The following is a 15854-nucleotide window of genomic DNA, read 5'->3' as shown; positions in this document are numbered from 1 at the left end:
ATCGGCCTTGGGCCGGGGAAAAGAGAGTATTTTACCCTTCGGGCACTGCAGGTGCTGGAAGAGTCTGAGGTTATTATCGGTTATGAACGATACCTCGCTCTGGTCAAGGATTTTTGGCCAGGGAGGAGGGTGCTGGCTTCGGGGATGAGAAAGGAGCTGGCACGATGCCGGGAGGCAATATCACTGGCCATGCAGGGGCAGCGGGTGGCTCTGATCTCCGGCGGCGATTCGGGGATTTATGGCCTGGCTGGCCCTGCCCTGGAGCTTTTCCTGAAAGAACAGGGACTGGATGCGATCGAAGTTGAGATCGTTCCCGGCCTCTCGGCGATGTGTGCGGCAGCCTCGGTCCTGGGAGCGCCACTCATGAACGACATAGCCATAATCAGCCTCAGTGATCTCCTGATACCCTGGTCAGTGATTAAAAAGCGTCTTCAGGCTGCGGCTTCGGCGGATTTTGTCACTGCCCTGTATAATCCCAAAAGTAAAAAACGCACTTCTCAAATCTTAGAGACTCAGGCTATTTTCCTGCAATTCCGGCCCCCCGGTACCCCGGTGGGAATAGTGCATAATGCTCTGCGGGATGATGAAGAGAAAAAAATCATAACCACGTTGGAAGACTTTACCAGAGAGGAGATCACCATGCTCTCTCTGGTGATCATCGGTAACTCGCAAACCCATATCCTCAAGGGGAAAATCATCACTCCCCGGGGATATGAAAGGGTCTATGAGCAGGGAAAACTCTCAGAATAATACGCCCAAAATCCCCCGCATCCTGATTGCAGGCACTAACAGCGGTTCGGGCAAGACCACCCTGACTCTTGGTCTGCTCCACCTTTTGAAAGAGCAGGGCCTTACGGTGTCGCCGTTTAAGGTCGGCCCGGATTTTATCGATCCAGGCCATCACAGCCGCATCAGCGGCCTGGCCTCACGAAATCTCGATGGCTGGATGCTTTCCAGGGAATATAATCTCAAGACCTTTGCTCAACATGCCCAGGGAGTGGACCTGGCCCTCATTGAAGGGGTTATGGGCCTTTTTGACGGGCTCAGCGGCCTGAGTGAGGATGGAAGCTCGGCTCAGATAGCCAGGTGGCTCAACTGCCCGGTAATCCTGATCGTTAACTGCCGCAGTATGGCCCGCAGTGCAGCAGCGCTGATTCAAGGGTATGAGCGCTTTGACCCCGAAGTTCCTCTGGCTGGTGTCATCCTTAACCAGGTGGGCAGTCCCAGACATTTTGCCTACCTGAAAGAGGCTATTGAGACCTATTGCCACACCGAGGTACTGGGCTGCCTCCCCCGTGATGAGTCGCTGATTATCCCTGAGCGGCATCTTGGGCTGGTCACAGCAGAGGAAGACCCTCTCCCGCAGCCCTTCCTGAGCAGGCTTTCCTCTCTGCTGGAAGAGCAGGTAAATATTGAGCGGCTGCTTGCCATTGCGCGGAGCGCTCAAGATATAGGGCTATCTGGAGAAATATCTCAGATTCCGGCACTCTCCCCTCCTCAAAGGAAGATCAGAACCGTGGGCATAGCCAAAGACGAGGCGTTTTGTTTCTATTACCAGGATAATTTTGATCTTCTCAGGCAGGCCGGGGCAGAACTGGTCTTTTTCAGCCCCCTGCGGGACCGCTCGATACCTGCCTCCTGCGAGGCTCTCTATCTTGGCGGGGGATACCCTGAGCTGTATGGCTTGCAGCTTTCCCAAAACCTGAGCATGCTCGACTCGATTCGAAGTTTTATTGAGGATGGAGGACAGGTCCTGGCCGAGTGCGGCGGATTTGTCTATCTGAGCAGGGGCATTCAAACCTTTGATCACCAGTTTTTTCCCCTGGCTGGCATATTTCCGGTCTGCCCGCGCATGGGAAAAAAGGTTCACCTTGGCTATCGTGAGATTCACCTTGCTGAGGATTGCCCGCTCGGTCTTTCGGGGAATAGACTCAGGGGCCATGAATTCCATTATTCAACCACGGAGAGAATGCCCGATACGATACCAAGAGTTTATTACGGCCTTGACTCGAGGGGCACGAAGGAGAAAGTCGAGGGGTTTCGCTATAAAAATTGTCTGGCCGGCTATCCCCATATTCATTTTGGCTCTTATCCTGAGAGTGTTCACTATTTTCTCCAGAAATATTGAGGGCGTCCTCTTATGAAAATGAAAAAACCATTACAAATCATGTTCCTTGGCACAGGATCGGATGTAGGCAAAAGCATTACCGCAACAGCCTTTTGCCGGATATTCAAAAACCGGGGCTTTCGGGTGGCGCCTTTCAAGGCACAGAATATGTCCAACAATTCTTTTGTTACCCTTGAAGGAGGAGAGATCGGGCGGGCCCAGGCAGCCCAGGCAGAGGCAGCGGGGCTGGCTCCTTCTATCCATATGAACCCGGTGCTCCTCAAACCGAGTGGCCAGACAGGTTCACAGGTAATACTCCAGGGCAGGGTCTATGGCAACATGACGGCCAGGGAGTATTATGCCATTAAGCCTGGAGTGAAGAATCTGGTTATGGGGAGCTACCGGCAGCTTGCTCGAGAGTATGAGGTTATTGTCCTTGAAGGCGCTGGTTCGTGCTGCGAAATCAACCTGAGAGCCCACGATATCGTGAATTTTGAAATGGCCCTTTCTGCCGGTGCCCCGGTCATCCTGGTGGCGGATATTGAACGGGGCGGGGTCTTTGCTCAGATTATCGGCTCTCTTGAGGTTATCTCGCCCAGGGAGAGGGACCTTGTCCAGGGTTTTATCATCAATAAATTTCGCGGCGACCCCGATCTTTTCAAGGATGGAATCGCCTGGCTGGAGCAGCGGACCGGAAAGCCGGTTCTGGGGCTGGTTCCCTATCTGCCCGAAATGGTTATCGACCGGGAAGACAGCATGGCCCTCGATGCACAGGTACAGATACGGCCAACAGAAGATCATAAAATCAATATCGCGGTCATACGGCTGCCCCATATCTCTAACTTCACTGATCTGGAGGTCCTGGAGCGGGAGCCGGAGACCATTCTTAACTGGCTATCTTCGCCAGTCGAGCTTTCTTCCTATGATCTCCTGATCCTTCCCGGCAGCAAAAACAGCCTGCATGACCTGGTTTGGCTGCAAACGTCCGGCTGGGCGGAAAAGATACGGCAGTTTGCCGGGACTGACAAGTGGATTATCGGCTTATGCGGAGGCTTTCAGATGCTGGGAAAAGAAATTACCGATCCCGGCAGCCGGGAGGGAAATTTGAAGCAGGTTGAAGGACTTGGCTTGCTCGATGTCAGCACGGAAATTCAGCCCATCAAGGTCTTACGGCGAACCGAGGGAAGAGACTGTTTTTTTGGTGAAAAGGTTGCCGGGTATGAAATCCATATGGGAGAAACCCGCATCTTCGGCCACACTCAGCCCTTCTTAACGATAGCGATGGAGGACCGCCGCTTTGATGGGGCGGTGAGTGAGCGGGGCAATGTGATAGGAACCTACCTCCACGGTCTGTTTGATGCAGCAGGCTTTCGAAGGCACTTCCTGAACCTGATCGCTGCCAGGAAATGCATACCCTTTGAGCCTTCCACAGGGCAGGGAAATTTCTGGGAAGCAAAGGAGAAACAATACGATCTCGTGGCAGCCCATTTCCTCCGCTATACGGACATAAACCAGATTATCCGAATCATGGAGGAACATTCCCGGTAAACTGAGTCACCCCCTTCAGCCATCTTCAATTGTGCCTCTTCGTGGTTCACGGCGGCCTTGTATGACCCTTCAACCATCCTCCGTAAGCGGGAATTACCCGTCCGGTTTGGTTCAACGACGCCCCCTCACCCCGACCCTCATCCGTTGGTGGAAAGATCCGGGATATCATGAGGCTTCGCGTGGTGTGAGTTTTACCTGACTCAAATTATCAGTACATTCGCTCTTAGGGCGGTTCTCTGCTACCAGCCGGGGGATGTCAAAAGTCTGTTCCCCTTCCCCCCTTCTCCTTACCTTTCCAGGAGGAGCGCAAGGACAACACCAACGAACAGGGATGCTCCGGCAGTGATGAGAACCGAAAGCATCCGGCGGGGACGGATTTTTTGATGCGGGGGTATGGCGCGATCGATAATCTGGAACCTGAGCTCTTCTTTGGACTCCTGAATTCTGGCCAGGATAAGCTGCTGGGTAAGCATTTCGTAAACCTGCTCAAAGGTGGCGATGTCCCGCTTCAGCCTGAAGTAGCTCACCTCCAGCTCAGGGGCATGGCGCAAGGCTGGCAATGAGTCGGGCTCCTGCCGCTCTTCCATCAGGCGCAGTTGTTTTTTAAATTCACTCACTTCAGTACCGAGCCGGATAACTTCCGGATTATTCGGGGTAGCGAAGCTTTTCATGGCATCGAGCTGGACGGTTTTATTGATGATCTGGGCCTTGAGCTCTGAAATGGCCGTAACAGCCGCTTTCGATTGTTCATCGATGGAGATGATTTTTTTCTGCATCTGGAATTCTTTAAACCTCTCCTCTGCATTCCTGAGCTTTTCACTGTAAAGGGCCAGTTGTTCCTCGATAAACAGACGGTTTTTCTTCGTCAGCGAAAAGGCATTTTCCTGGAGAATTTTTTGCAGACAGGAAGCGTGGCTATTGGCTATAGCCGCAGCCAGATTGGGATCGGTATAGTGAGCAGTGATGAGGATCAGCCCCTGGTGATTATCTTCAATGGTTCGCAGATTGCGCAGCTTGCGAAGCGTGCCTGCCCAGGGGTCAGGCAGTGCCGGATCTTGAAAAAATACGGCCTGCAGGTTGAGCTGGCGCGCTACCTCCTCACACAGGGTGCGGCTTTCCAGAAGGTTGATGATCTTTTCCGTGGTCGATTTTCCCCCCAGTCCCGTCAGGGAAGGAATATCGATCATGGAGCGGAAAGATTCACTGATCATTGGACCAAGACCCGATGGAGGGGTCTCCAGGGGCATGAGGGTGACCGTGGCCTCAAACACATCGGGCAGGAAAAAATTCACGACCGTTGCTCCGAGGGTGCAAAAAAGCAGAATACCGAGGATCATCTTCCACCGTTTTCGGAGAATCTGAAAGTAGTCTTTGAGTCCGGTTTCAGTTTGTTCCATCGTCGCATCCCCTGATAAATGGCACATTCACCGCCTCCGGGCAGGAGCTGAGGACCTGGGGGATAGTGGAGGTCAGGCCGAGAGATACCCAAAAAACGAGTGAGTAGTAGCTTCCATACCGAAACAGAACCCTGATAACCACCCCTATGGTCGAGATCAGGAGGCCAATGCACAGGGGAACCAGGGGGGCAGCAGATGCAGAGGCTTTTTTCTCCGCTTCCTTGATTGCATGGAGCGCACGGCGGATTATCCCCCAGATAAAGAGCAGAAACAATGAAAGCCCGATCAGGCCGGTTTCGGAAATAAGGCGGATTCCCAGACTGCCGGCATCTTCCTTACACAATTTCAACAGGATGGGATACCTGGCTGTCCATACGGGTGCATATTGTGCAAAAGCAAACGGATGGCCGCCAATGCCCCAGCCGGTGAACGGATTGGCCTTCAGGGCCTTCAATCCAACCTCCAGGTTCGAGGCCAGAGCCAGAGCTGATAACGCATCAGAAGTAATATCTTTATCTCCCGTGGGCATGATCATTTTTATGGTGATCATCTTCTGGGCTATTTTCCCCTCGGTAGCGGTGTTCATCGCCGTCCATATCCCAAAGAGCACGAGAATAAACAAAGCTCCTGTAATCACAGAGTGTTTTTTCTCGAAGAATAACCCTCCATAGGCAGCGATAATCACCATCAGGCTCACGATAGCCAAAAGGGAGAAGCTCAGGATATAGGCAAGGACAGTGCCCATGCAGAGCGCAAGAGAAGGCAGGAGGTCTTTCCACCCGCTCCGTTGAAAACCCTTGTGAGGAAATATCCTGATAATCGTAAGGCCGATTATCGAGGTCAACATCATGGCGTACTGGGCCGGTTCCGGTGCAAAGGAGTGAGCGCGGTACAATCCTCCCATCTCGCCGCACCTGCGCCATCCGGCGCCAAGGGAAGGATTCAACCCCTGAGCCCACGACCAGTCCGCCAGGAGGCGGATACCGGTAAAATTCATGGCCAGAAACTGCCAAAGGCCAGAAAAAGCAAGACATCCCATACCGGCGACAAGAAACCGGACCATGCCGGAGAATTCATCCGGGGTGCTGACAGAGCGATGAATGACGAAAAATACTGAAGCTGCCTCGAATAGCCCGGCTAACTGCTTGATTCCCTTGATCTCATGTCCCATGAATTGGAAAAGATGAAACCCTATGGCAAACGAAATAACAGCCCCGCCCAAGAACAGGAGTAAATACCTCTCCGGCGCATCAAGACCGGCGGCACGCCCGTCTTTCAGAACAAAATCCCTCAGCAGGAAAACTAAAGCGAGGGTAAAAAACAGATGGCCTGTCTCGATACCTTTCCCTGACACGGGAAGAGCAAAGACCTGGAAGGGAATTGAAAAGGCCACCAGTTTGAGGAAAAGGAGAGTAACTTTCTTACCCTTTACCACCATCCCTGCCCCTTTCTGAGAAATTTCCTGAGCATAAGGGGAAAGTTAGCCAGTTTTATCCGGCACTCTCCGAGATACCGTCTGAGTATACGACCTCGGGTGCAGCACAGGAGATGGTGTTTCTTTCGCATTCTCGCTAATTCCTCCCGCCGCACGGCACAATGGCGTGCGCTTTGGGAATTGCGGTGCAGTCGAAAGGCAGCGATTTGTTCTCTGAGGTAATCGATCCGAAACCGCTGTCCAACCCGCAGAAAAAAATCGAAATCCCCAATCATCCGAAAACTTTCGTCAAAATAAATCCCGGCCCGGTGAATCTCGCTTTTCCAGAAGGTGGCAGGCTGGGCAATACTGCTCCAGTTCATGGCCGCATACCGGTGCAGATTGAATGGCAGGTAGCGGTACGTATAGAGAGGATATCCCTGCTCGTCGATAAACAGGCAATCGCCATACAGGAGAGCGGCTTTGGGCTGCCGGTGAAAGTGCTCCACCACGACCCGGAAGGCATTCGGCAGATACAGGTCATCCGAATTCAGGTAAGCTATAATTTCGCCGGTGGCGATTCGCAACCCCTTGTTAATGGCCTGATACATCCCGTTGTCCGGTTCACTGAGCCACGAGGAAATATGACGCTGATATTTTTTGATAACTTCCCCGGTCCCGTCCGTTGAGCCGCCATCGATAATGATATATTCAAGATCGGGATACCCCTGATTCAGGACGCTGAGAATGGCAGACTCCAGAAACCTGGCCTGATTGCGGGTGGGAGTGATAATAGAAATCCTGGGGCAGGAAGAGAAACTCCACCGCCTGTTTGTTGATGCTCTTTCAGAGAGACTGGGAAAACCTGGCATTATCAGATGGAGAGTGGAGAGCAGGCCAGGATTTTTCCCGGCAGCATGGTCGATAATTTCTGGTAAACATGATATGTCTCCAGAGCACAGCGATCCCAGCTAAACTTTGCGACCTGCCGCAAGCCCAGGCTGATAAGCTCATCGGACCTGGCTGGCGAAAAAGCGACACGCTCCACGGCGTTCATGATGTGTTCAACGTCATCCGGGTTGAACAATTCCGCAGCTTCCCCGACAACTTCAGGCAGAGATCCTGTGTTGCTGCACACTACCGGGCACCGGAAGGACATTGCCTCGAGGGGAGGAATGCCAAACCCCTCATATATCGATGGGTAGACAAAGGCCGCCGCATGGGCGTACAAACCGGCAAGCACCTGATCTTCACCGGATATCTGAAGGATCCGTGCGGGATCAAGGTGCAGATCGCCGATAAACCTGACCTCCTGAGGGGTAAAAGCCCCTCCGCCAAAGCAGAGCAGGCCGAAAGTATCCTTTAGCCGCCGTGAACTGGCATATGCCTTCAGAAAATTCCGGAAATTCTTATGCCCGGTGCGCTGGCCTACATACAGCAGATAAGGCCGGGTGATTCCGGGTTGTTCTCGTACCGGATTATCCAGCGGGGTCAGTGAGCAGCCAAGGTGCACGACTGAGACTCTTCCGGGATCGACCGGATAGCACTCCAGTAGATCATTCCTGGTATTGTGCGAAACGCAGATGATATGGTCTGCACGGCTGATGGCGGCTTTTTTCAGCGAGGCGGTCCTGTCCCGGCGGGGAGCAGAGCCGGGAAACCGTTCGTGAATCATGTCATGAACGGTGATCACCGTTTTCACGTTCCGGCTGTTCATGGACCCTGGTGCATAGTAGGTCTCATGGGAAATATCCGGCTGCCAGCTTTTCAGGCAGCCGCTTGAAAGGATGCTGTTGCAAAATTGCCTGATTTTGCCGGTCTTCGGAATATGCGGAATATACAAGCCGATCACCGGGCTGCACCCTCCGCCTCCTGGCCGATGTGACTGTCGTACATGCGAGTTTCGGTGTACAAGGGCGCACACCAGGACATTCGTCCCCGGGAAAAGAGCCATCCTTGTGGCAAGCTCAGAGAAATAGCGGGAGATGCCGCCATGAGATTGCAGAGAGAATATCTGATAATCGTAGAAAATCTTCATAGAAAATTTTCATACCGGGAGAGTGAGGCCGTCTTCCTCGATGACGCTCTTGAGAGCATCGGTCAGCGTGCTGCGAAAGCGCTCCACAGAGTGATCCATCACGGTTTTTCTGGCACAGGCGAAGCTTCTGTCCTGTAATTCAGAGGGGCCAAGAGCCATCGCTTCAGCAAGGGAGCGTTTTATGCTCTCCCCGCTGATATCATGGATCCTTATTCCAAAACTGTCCACCGTAATGCCCGATTCCCGAGTCACGATCGGAATAAGCCCGGCATTGGCCATGACATTGATCACTGCGCTCGGCTCACCTTCCGAGCAGGAGGGGAAAATCACAAAGCCGCACCGGCTGACCAGGTGTTTGAACAATTCGGACTGTAAATTGACGAATCCATAGGTATGGATATTTTCCGTGCAGTAAAGCTCCTGATAGTAACACTTTTTGAATCCGGGCTCACGGTCGATCGGTCCGCAGATATGCAAATGCCTATCAGTCAATTCCTTAAATACTTCCAGTAATACATCCAGGCCCTTATGAACAAGACCGGAGCTTCCAAACCAGAGAACGTGCTTTTGGGCCTGCCGGAAGTCCTTGCCTGCCAGGACGTCTTCAAAGTCCAGAACCTGGTAATAGGTCACGGGAAGACAATAGATCTTTTTATGAAAATAGGGCCGGTATGAATCCGCTACCGTTTCGTTTCCCAGAGTGATAATGGCATCTACCAGGGTTGTCTGAACGGTCCAGGACTTGTCAACGATTCTCCCCGACTCCAGCAGCCATTCTCCCTTCTTTCGGTATACCTCCGCTATCCGCTGCAACGTGGCATGGTTCTGATGGCAGACATGCATGCCCGTTCCGTAAAAAACCGTGAGCTGATGCCTGTTCCTCCGGTAAAAACTTTTTATCAATGGCTCACCAAAGCCAAAGATAAAGTCATAGGGTGAGTAATCCAATCCTCCCCGGTACTGGTAATTTACGATATCGACCGTAAATCCGAGATTATGAAAGACCCTGGCGATTTCAACGGATTCTCTGGTATTGGTATGCGACAGGCTGATGCCTTTCCTGAACGGAGAGGTAATGTATGATATCAGAACATGGCGAGGATAATTTGTCCGGAAGAAATTCCGTACCGGCATATCCAGAAACGATACCCTGATATCTCTTACGATCTCTTCGATGCTTTCAGGAATATATCCTCTCAGTGCCTGTATCATTTCTCTCCTCGCTCTTAGAGGGCATGATCGAACTGGAGAGTTCACTCAAGGAAGGGCGATCAAAGATGCCCAGAACCATCAGAGAGACTGCACCTGCACAAGCTCCACCACCTGCTGCATGGAAGAAGGCAGGCAGCATTCCTCTGAAAAGCCGGTTCCAGACTGCCAGACTCAAACCGGCACAGGCAGCCATGAGCGCTGGCCAGGCCACAACTGCAAACAGCTCCTGCAAAGAGCCACCCAGAACAACACTGATTGCTGCATACAGGGTGGGCACAACAATCATGCCATAACCGATACTATACCCGATCGCCACTCCAGACATTCCCCAGGAGAGGCCGGATACTATGCCGGCACAGATGGCAATGGCATTGATCGTCCCGATCTTCAGGAGCATGTCCGTCCGGTTGCATGCCTGAAACACGATATCCGTCGATGAAACCACTGGCTGTACCAGGCCGACGCTAGATAATATCCGGAAAACCCGGATGCAGGGACTCCACTGCTTCCCCCATAACGTCTGGACAATCTCCGGTGCCAGGAAAGCCTGTACTATCACCAGAGGGAAACAAACCATGGAGATATATTTCACAACCTGCAAAAATGCCACTCGCACCTGCACCCGGTTTTCCTGAATCCGGGCCAGGGCTGAATGCAGGACAGGATTAATAACCTGGTTTATCAGGCATAAGGGAGCCAGCATAAGGTTATAGGCATGGCTGTAATACCCCAGCATTGACGACCCCCAGAATTTACCGATTAAAATATTATCCGCATTCCTCGCCCAATAGTTGATTGCCGAAAAGGAGGTAATATCCGTTGAATACCGGAAAACCTTTTGTATTGATTTCAGTTGGAATGAAAAAGCCGGCAGCCATTTGGCAGCATAAAAAAATAATAAACCACAACAGGCAGCATATACGATATGTTGAATAACCAGGGCCCAATAACCGGCACCGGTCAAAGCCAGATAGACAGCCACAATTGCCGCACACAATGCAGAGATGAGCCGTATGAAGCTGATGGATTTAAAGTTTAACTGCCGCTGCAGGAGAGCCAGGGGAATCTCTCCCGGTGCCTGAAACAGAAACGTCAAACCCATGACTGTGGCCACTGGCCGCAAGATCGGCGTCTTATAAAAAAGAGCGATGTAGGGGGAACATCCCGCCATGATCAGGAACATCAAAAAACCTAAGCATAAGCCAAACCAGCAAATACTGGATAAATCCTTATTATCGAGATCCTGGTGCTGCACAATAGCGGGGATCAGGGCGGCCTCAGGAAATATTGACATAAATCCGCTCAGTACCAGGACCATGGCCATGATGCCGTAGTCCTGCGGACTCAGTAACCGGGAGAGAATAGCTGACACCACAATTTGCAGTCCCTTGTGGCTGTAACTGCCGAACGCATTCCATAATACTCCCTGTACCGAGCGTTTTTTCAGGGAAGTTTCAACCGGAATGCAGGTCAAATTACCCTCAATACATACCGGATCGGGGAAAAGAGAGCCAAGGTCTGCATGTAGGCGCACTGCAGCGCAGGCCTGAAAAAAAAGGAGCTCAAATAGGCTGAGACCCCATGTGCTGCTACCGTAGCTATAGCAGCGCCAACACCGGCATACTTCGGTATCAGGATAAAATTCAGCACCATATTGATAACTGCTCCGATAGCGGTGGAAAAAAAGGAGAACTTCAGCAGCCCTTCATTTACCAGGTACTGCCCGCGGCTGATACCAAGGAATACAAATAATCCTGCCCAGATATGGATGGCGAAAATTCTGTCCGCTCCCTGGTAAGCACTCCCATACAGCGTATTCAGAATGAAAGGAGCAAACAGTGAGAAAGGGATAGCCAGTCCGTAGGCCAGAAGGGCGCTGAGATCGAAATAGGATTGCAGCCTGGTTAGGTACGTTTTACCTCCGGCCTTTTTACTTTTCACCAGGGAGGGAAAAACCGATGAGGCGATCACGGTGGGGATAAAATACCAGACTTCTGAAAGACGCACTGCTGCCGCGTAAATACCGGCAGCATTTTCCCCGCTCATCTCCAGCAGCATGATCTGATCTATCTTCATGTAGATCATGATGGCAAACCCCGAAATGATCAGCGGCCAGGCCTCGGCAAGCAGCCGTTTTGCACATTGAACGCTCGGCTCCCAGAGAAAAACGCTCTTGCCGCTGCGGTGGTAAAAGAAAATCTGGCTGATCATGATTTCAATCACCTGAAACAGATAGGCCAGAGCAAAAAAAACGAGCGATGCTCCTCTGAGAATGAGTATCACCTTGGTGAGCGACAGAACAATGAACGAAGTGATCTCCGAGATGACCGTATACTTGGACTTCACCTGAGACTGGAACCATAAATCAATGGACTTGGATGACTGAAAGATCAGCCCGAAAGCGATGATCCCTATTACCCAGCGAAGATGGCTTTCCTTCGGGTGCATAACTCTGGAGATGGCAATAACTGCCATAAAGGCCAGGCTGCCGCCGAAAAGTTGGAGCATAAAGGCGCTGCCCAGAATCTCGTTTCCTCCGTCCGGATGGTTGACCAGATCCCGGACCACGATCCCGTCCAATCCCAGACCGACCAGTACAGAAAAAAGCCCAACGAAAGCCAGGGCATAACTTAACATTCCAAATTGCGCGGGTCCCAGATACCGGGCCAGCCACACACCGACACAAAGCCCTATCCCCATACGCAGGAATTCGTTGGCCAGCAGCCAGCCCATATTGGCCACAGCCTTCTGAAAGCCCGGATGGTTTTCCAGATGAGCGCGCAGGGACTTGACGCGGGAAGATACAAGCTTCGATATCATTGATAGGGCCTTTTTGTGGGGTTTTATCCGGGAAAGCCGGAGCGGTCTGCATCTGGTTGCTGATAGTACGAAAAGGAGTCAGAATCCAGGAGTCAGGAGAAAAGACAGCCTTTATTCTGACTCCTGACTCCTGTCTCCTGACTTCTCAAAAAAGCATAGCTTCGCCCTGTGGATTCCCTGACTTTCCAGCTTCAAATGATCAAAAAAGTATTATTTTTGTATATCGGATAAACTATCCTGATTGTTGACATAAAATTTAAATTTAGCCAAATTATCGCCATTAGCTTAACAAGATTGCTGCCCTTGTTGAAAATTTCCCTGATCCGTAAAAACAGAGAAAAAAACCGATGTACAGGTTAAATTGCTATTCTTTAGTACAAATTGACAGTAAAAAATTCAGCACAAAAGAACTTTCAAGCAGTCAGCACAAGAGGGATAAGAAAGGGAGTGATCACTATGGGTACAGCCAGAAAAATGGCCCAGCGCGTAAGGATAAATATTGATGAGTTATTGGACTTGCTTGCTCGATGTGCAGTCAGAGAGTGGGAAATATTTTACTATTACACGGTATCTGGACCCCGTTTGGGAGATATAGGGGGAGTGGCATTACAGAACACTATCGAGAGGGCCCGGATGGAGGATTGCAGTCATTTTGAGCAGTTGGTGTCATTCATTTCCGAGATGGGAGGTGAAGTTCCGCTTGATTTCAGGGAATTTCCCAGGCTTTTCGTCAATCCGCAGCCACCCCTTTCTTCCCCCCTGGAGCAGTCGGATGAGCGGGCGATTCTCCGGGCGCTCAGTGAAGCTGAAAAGGGTGCTTTGCAGGCTTACCTGAATATCTACCACCTGACTGAAGGGAAGGATGCGCATACCAACCGTCTGGTGTCTTCCCTTCTGGAGGATGAAACGCGGCACAGGCGTGAGCTTCTCGCCTTCCTGCCGACCGGCGCCGGACATTCAAGGAAGGCGAGCCTGGTGCAGAGTCCTTCTTCAGCTCTCAGTTATGGTATTCCTGACCTTAATCTTCGGACTTTTAAGGCGGGCACATAAAGCGATGATCTTTGATCGTTAAGATAAATGTCTTTTTGGCAGCCTCTCCTGAGGGGGAAAAACTTGTCACTCCGGTAACTCCGGAGAAATCGCGCGTATGGAAAAGAGCTTCGCGAAGGCCTTCGTGAGTCAGTCTCTCGGACAGGAGGGCCAGAAGGAGGATATTGGTGGTATCATAAGCTTGAGCGGAGAGAATATCCGGAGGGTGGCCGTATTTTTTCTGGTATTTGTTGATAAATTCCTGAATGGGGGGATCCTGGCTCTCTTTGAAGAACCCTGTAGTAAATACGGCCCCCTCGACATATTCGCCTCCCTGGGAGATAACTTTCTCCGAATACCAGCCATCGCATCCGAGTAATTGCATGGCCTGCTTTTTCCCGGCCTGATCGGGGGCGGCTTCGGTCTGAGCGGCTGCCGGGGCGCCTTGAGCCTCTGCTGTCCGATCTGCCTGCTCGTGCGGTGCTTCTTCCTCAAAGTTGTAGAATGGAACCTGCGGAGCGATGAGAATTATCTCTTCAGGGTAGCCCGGGATAAAGAGCCCGTCGGGGTGAATCCGGTTGATTCGCTCCAACTGAGGGCGAAAGTCTGTCTCTCCCTCCTGGTAAGGTTCGACGATCTCGACAGTTCCGCCCAGGGACTTGACCTCACGGGAAAAGATCTGCATCAATTCGATTCCGTACGGATTGTTGGGGTGGAAAATGCCAAACCGCCTCAACTGGAGAGTATTGACTGCATATTGCGCTATGGCCCTGCCCTGCTGCTGGTTGGTCAGGCAATTGCGGAAAAAATAGGGACTGCTTTCCGGGATCCCCTTTCCGGCAGCGGTAGGAGTAATTGTACAGACCCTCAGCTTATCGATAACCGGAGCCAGCGCATAGGCTTCGGAGCTGAGCAAAGGGCCGATAATGGCTGCCACATGCTCCTTTTCCACCAGGAGTCTGGCCCCGTTTTTTCCGTATTCGGGATTTCCCTTGGAGTCCACCGGAACCAATTGAATATCGGTATGGTTGTGGAGATTGTACTCCTCGATTGCCAGTTTGACTCCTTTGAGGACCTTATCACCATAGACAGCGAAATCGCCGGTTGTGGGAACAATGCAGCCTATTTTTGTGCTGCCGGCCGCAAGTTTTTGATCAAGTTCCTCCAGACCATTGCTGATCGCCCCCTTCCGGGGATGGTCCGGAAAGCTGATCAGAAACTGCTGCCAGACCTGTTTGGCTTTGGACAACTGCCGCTCTTCCTGCCAGGCATATCCCAATTGGATCAGAACAAGATCGGCAGGAAAATTCCGCCCCCATTTTTCGGCCAGGGTTTCAAGATCCTGCCGGGTGAGCTGATCTTGAATGATGGCGGCAATCTTCTGCTCGTATTGTGCTGCTTCCTGAGCATTGTGTGCGTATTGACGGGCCTTCAGCAGGTTGTCCAGAGCCTGTACAGGATGCCGGAGCATCAGATTGGCCTGGGCCAATGCCTGCTGAATTTCGGCCTGGTGAGCGGCTCCGAACTCGGTGCCGAGCAGACTGTTGAGCTGGGCAAGAGCCTGGTCGGGGTGCCCTGAATGTATCTGGCAGAGGCTGGTCTGATAGAGGATCCTTGGGTCGTGTTTTTTCTGAGGATCAAGCACCTGGAGGAGATTGTATTCACCGAAGGCCTTATGATATTCCTTCAGGGCAAAATAGGAGTCAGCCAGCAGCATGATCGCCTCGGCATCCCTGGCGGGATGGCTGGAGCTCAAATATTTCTGGAACAGGGGAACAGCTTCGGAATAGCGGTGAAGATGGAAGGAAGAGATCGCGGCCTCAAGCTGTGCTTCCGGGATGTACCTGCTCTGCGGATGCTGCTGAATAAGCTCTCCAAAGCGAAGCAGGGCTTTTTGATACTGCTTTTGCTGCTGATAAATCTTCCCAAGACGAAAAAGGACCTCATCGGCCAGAGGGTTCTGCGGGGACTGCATGAGAAAGTCGGTATAGAGTTTGGCAGCCCGGTCATATTTTTCCTGGCTGTAGAGCTGGTTGGCCATCGTATAAGAGCCCTGGGTAGATAAATTCTTCGGCCCGCAGCCCAGCAGGAGGAAATACAGCCCGAAGACACAGAAAACTGTCCGCAGGATGCGGGAGGATGGCAGATAGGTCATGATTTTATCAAACACTGGATTTAGCCTCTTTCCATGAGCGATAGGGACTTGGAGTATGCAGTTATAATAGAGCAAAAGAGAAAAGTTGTCAAATTCCCCGAACAGTCCTCACCCCAACCAGGAGAGAGAGGGCT

Annotated in this window: 12 protein-coding genes; 4 read left to right on the top strand and 8 right to left on the bottom strand. The window is 51.8% G+C overall.

Going from position 1 to position 15854, the window contains the following annotated elements; translation table 11 throughout:
* From cobJ to AB1611_05565, 3 genes are read left to right on the top strand one after another with little or no spacing between them, the layout of a single operon-like run.
* Nucleotides 1–750, top strand: a complete 750-nt coding sequence (gene cobJ, locus AB1611_05575) for a precorrin-3B C(17)-methyltransferase (protein MEW6379060.1) — start codon at nt 1–3, stop codon at nt 748–750.
* Complete coding sequence (locus tag AB1611_05570) at nt 725–2128, top strand: cobyrinate a,c-diamide synthase (protein ID MEW6379059.1); 1404 nt, start codon at nt 725–727, stop codon at nt 2126–2128. The genes cobJ and AB1611_05570 overlap by 26 nt, the downstream gene beginning before the upstream one ends.
* 12 nt (nt 2129–2140) lie before the next feature.
* Complete coding sequence (locus AB1611_05565) at nt 2141–3655, top strand: cobyric acid synthase (GenBank protein MEW6379058.1); 1515 nt, start codon at nt 2141–2143, stop codon at nt 3653–3655.
* A gap of 287 nt (nt 3656–3942) precedes the next feature.
* On the opposite strand, the gene AB1611_05560 is transcribed toward AB1611_05565, so the two are convergent.
* Genes AB1611_05560 through AB1611_05530 form a run of 7 tightly spaced genes read right to left on the bottom strand, consistent with a single transcriptional unit; the run spans nt 3943 to nt 12536 of the window.
* Nucleotides 3943–5052 (bottom strand): Wzz/FepE/Etk N-terminal domain-containing protein, encoded by a 1110-nt coding sequence (locus AB1611_05560; protein ID MEW6379057.1) that lies wholly within the window; start codon nt 5050–5052, stop codon nt 3943–3945.
* Nucleotides 5039–6490 (bottom strand): hypothetical protein, encoded by a 1452-nt coding sequence (locus tag AB1611_05555; protein MEW6379056.1) that lies wholly within the window; start codon nt 6488–6490, stop codon nt 5039–5041. Before AB1611_05555 ends, AB1611_05560 begins: the two co-directional genes overlap by 14 nt.
* Nucleotides 6481–7338 (bottom strand): glycosyltransferase family 2 protein, encoded by an 858-nt coding sequence (locus AB1611_05550; protein ID MEW6379055.1) that lies wholly within the window; start codon nt 7336–7338, stop codon nt 6481–6483. Before AB1611_05550 ends, AB1611_05555 begins: the two co-directional genes overlap by 10 nt.
* Nucleotides 7339–7340: 2 nt before the next feature.
* Nucleotides 7341–8504 carry a glycosyltransferase family 1 protein gene (locus tag AB1611_05545; protein ID MEW6379054.1) on the bottom strand — a complete coding sequence of 388 codons (1164 nt, stop codon included), beginning with the start codon at nt 8502–8504 and terminating at the stop codon, nt 7341–7343.
* 9 nt (nt 8505–8513) lie between these two features.
* Nucleotides 8514–9716: a glycosyltransferase gene (locus AB1611_05540; protein MEW6379053.1), complete on the bottom strand. Its 1203-nt coding sequence runs from the start codon at nt 9714–9716 to the stop codon at nt 8514–8516.
* Nucleotides 9685–11250 (bottom strand): lipopolysaccharide biosynthesis protein, encoded by a 1566-nt coding sequence (locus AB1611_05535; GenBank protein ID MEW6379052.1) that lies wholly within the window; start codon nt 11248–11250, stop codon nt 9685–9687. The genes AB1611_05540 and AB1611_05535 overlap by 32 nt, the downstream gene beginning before the upstream one ends.
* Complete coding sequence (locus AB1611_05530) at nt 11187–12536, bottom strand: flippase (GenBank protein ID MEW6379051.1); 1350 nt, start codon at nt 12534–12536, stop codon at nt 11187–11189. The genes AB1611_05535 and AB1611_05530 overlap by 64 nt, the downstream gene beginning before the upstream one ends.
* 600 nt (nt 12537–13136) lie before the next feature.
* On the opposite strand from AB1611_05530, the gene AB1611_05525 reads away from it, so the two are divergent.
* Nucleotides 13137–13586: a ferritin-like domain-containing protein gene (locus tag AB1611_05525; protein MEW6379050.1), complete on the top strand. Its 450-nt coding sequence runs from the start codon at nt 13137–13139 to the stop codon at nt 13584–13586.
* On the opposite strand, the gene AB1611_05520 is transcribed toward AB1611_05525, so the two are convergent.
* A complete protein-coding gene (locus tag AB1611_05520; protein MEW6379049.1) occupies nt 13570–15735 on the bottom strand; it encodes a penicillin-binding protein activator in 2166 nt (721 codons plus the stop codon). The two genes, AB1611_05525 and AB1611_05520, sit on opposite strands and share 17 nt — an antisense overlap.
* Nucleotides 15736–15854 lie beyond the last annotated feature (119 nt).

This window comes from bacterium (assembly GCA_040755755.1).
Classification (GTDB): domain Bacteria; phylum SZUA-182; class SZUA-182; order DTGQ01; family DTGQ01; genus DTGQ01.
This window is presented reverse-complemented; position numbering and strand designations above follow the sequence as displayed.

Coding starts and splice junctions, on each gene's coding strand:
- AB1611_05565 (MEW6379058.1), top strand. CDS start 2,141: ATGAAAATGAAAAAACCATTACAAATCATGTTCCTTGGCACAGGATCG.
- AB1611_05555 (MEW6379056.1), bottom strand. CDS start 6,490: ATGGTGGTAAAGGGTAAGAAAGTTACTCTCCTTTTCCTCAAACTGGTG.
- AB1611_05560 (MEW6379057.1), bottom strand. CDS start 5,052: ATGGAACAAACTGAAACCGGACTCAAAGACTACTTTCAGATTCTCCGA.
- AB1611_05540 (MEW6379053.1), bottom strand. CDS start 9,716: ATGATACAGGCACTGAGAGGATATATTCCTGAAAGCATCGAAGAGATC.
- AB1611_05545 (MEW6379054.1), bottom strand. CDS start 8,504: ATGAAGATTTTCTACGATTATCAGATATTCTCTCTGCAATCTCATGGC.
- AB1611_05550 (MEW6379055.1), bottom strand. CDS start 7,338: ATGCCAGGTTTTCCCAGTCTCTCTGAAAGAGCATCAACAAACAGGCGG.
- AB1611_05570 (MEW6379059.1), top strand. CDS start 725: ATGAGCAGGGAAAACTCTCAGAATAATACGCCCAAAATCCCCCGCATC.
- AB1611_05530 (MEW6379051.1), bottom strand. CDS start 12,536: ATGATATCGAAGCTTGTATCTTCCCGCGTCAAGTCCCTGCGCGCTCAT.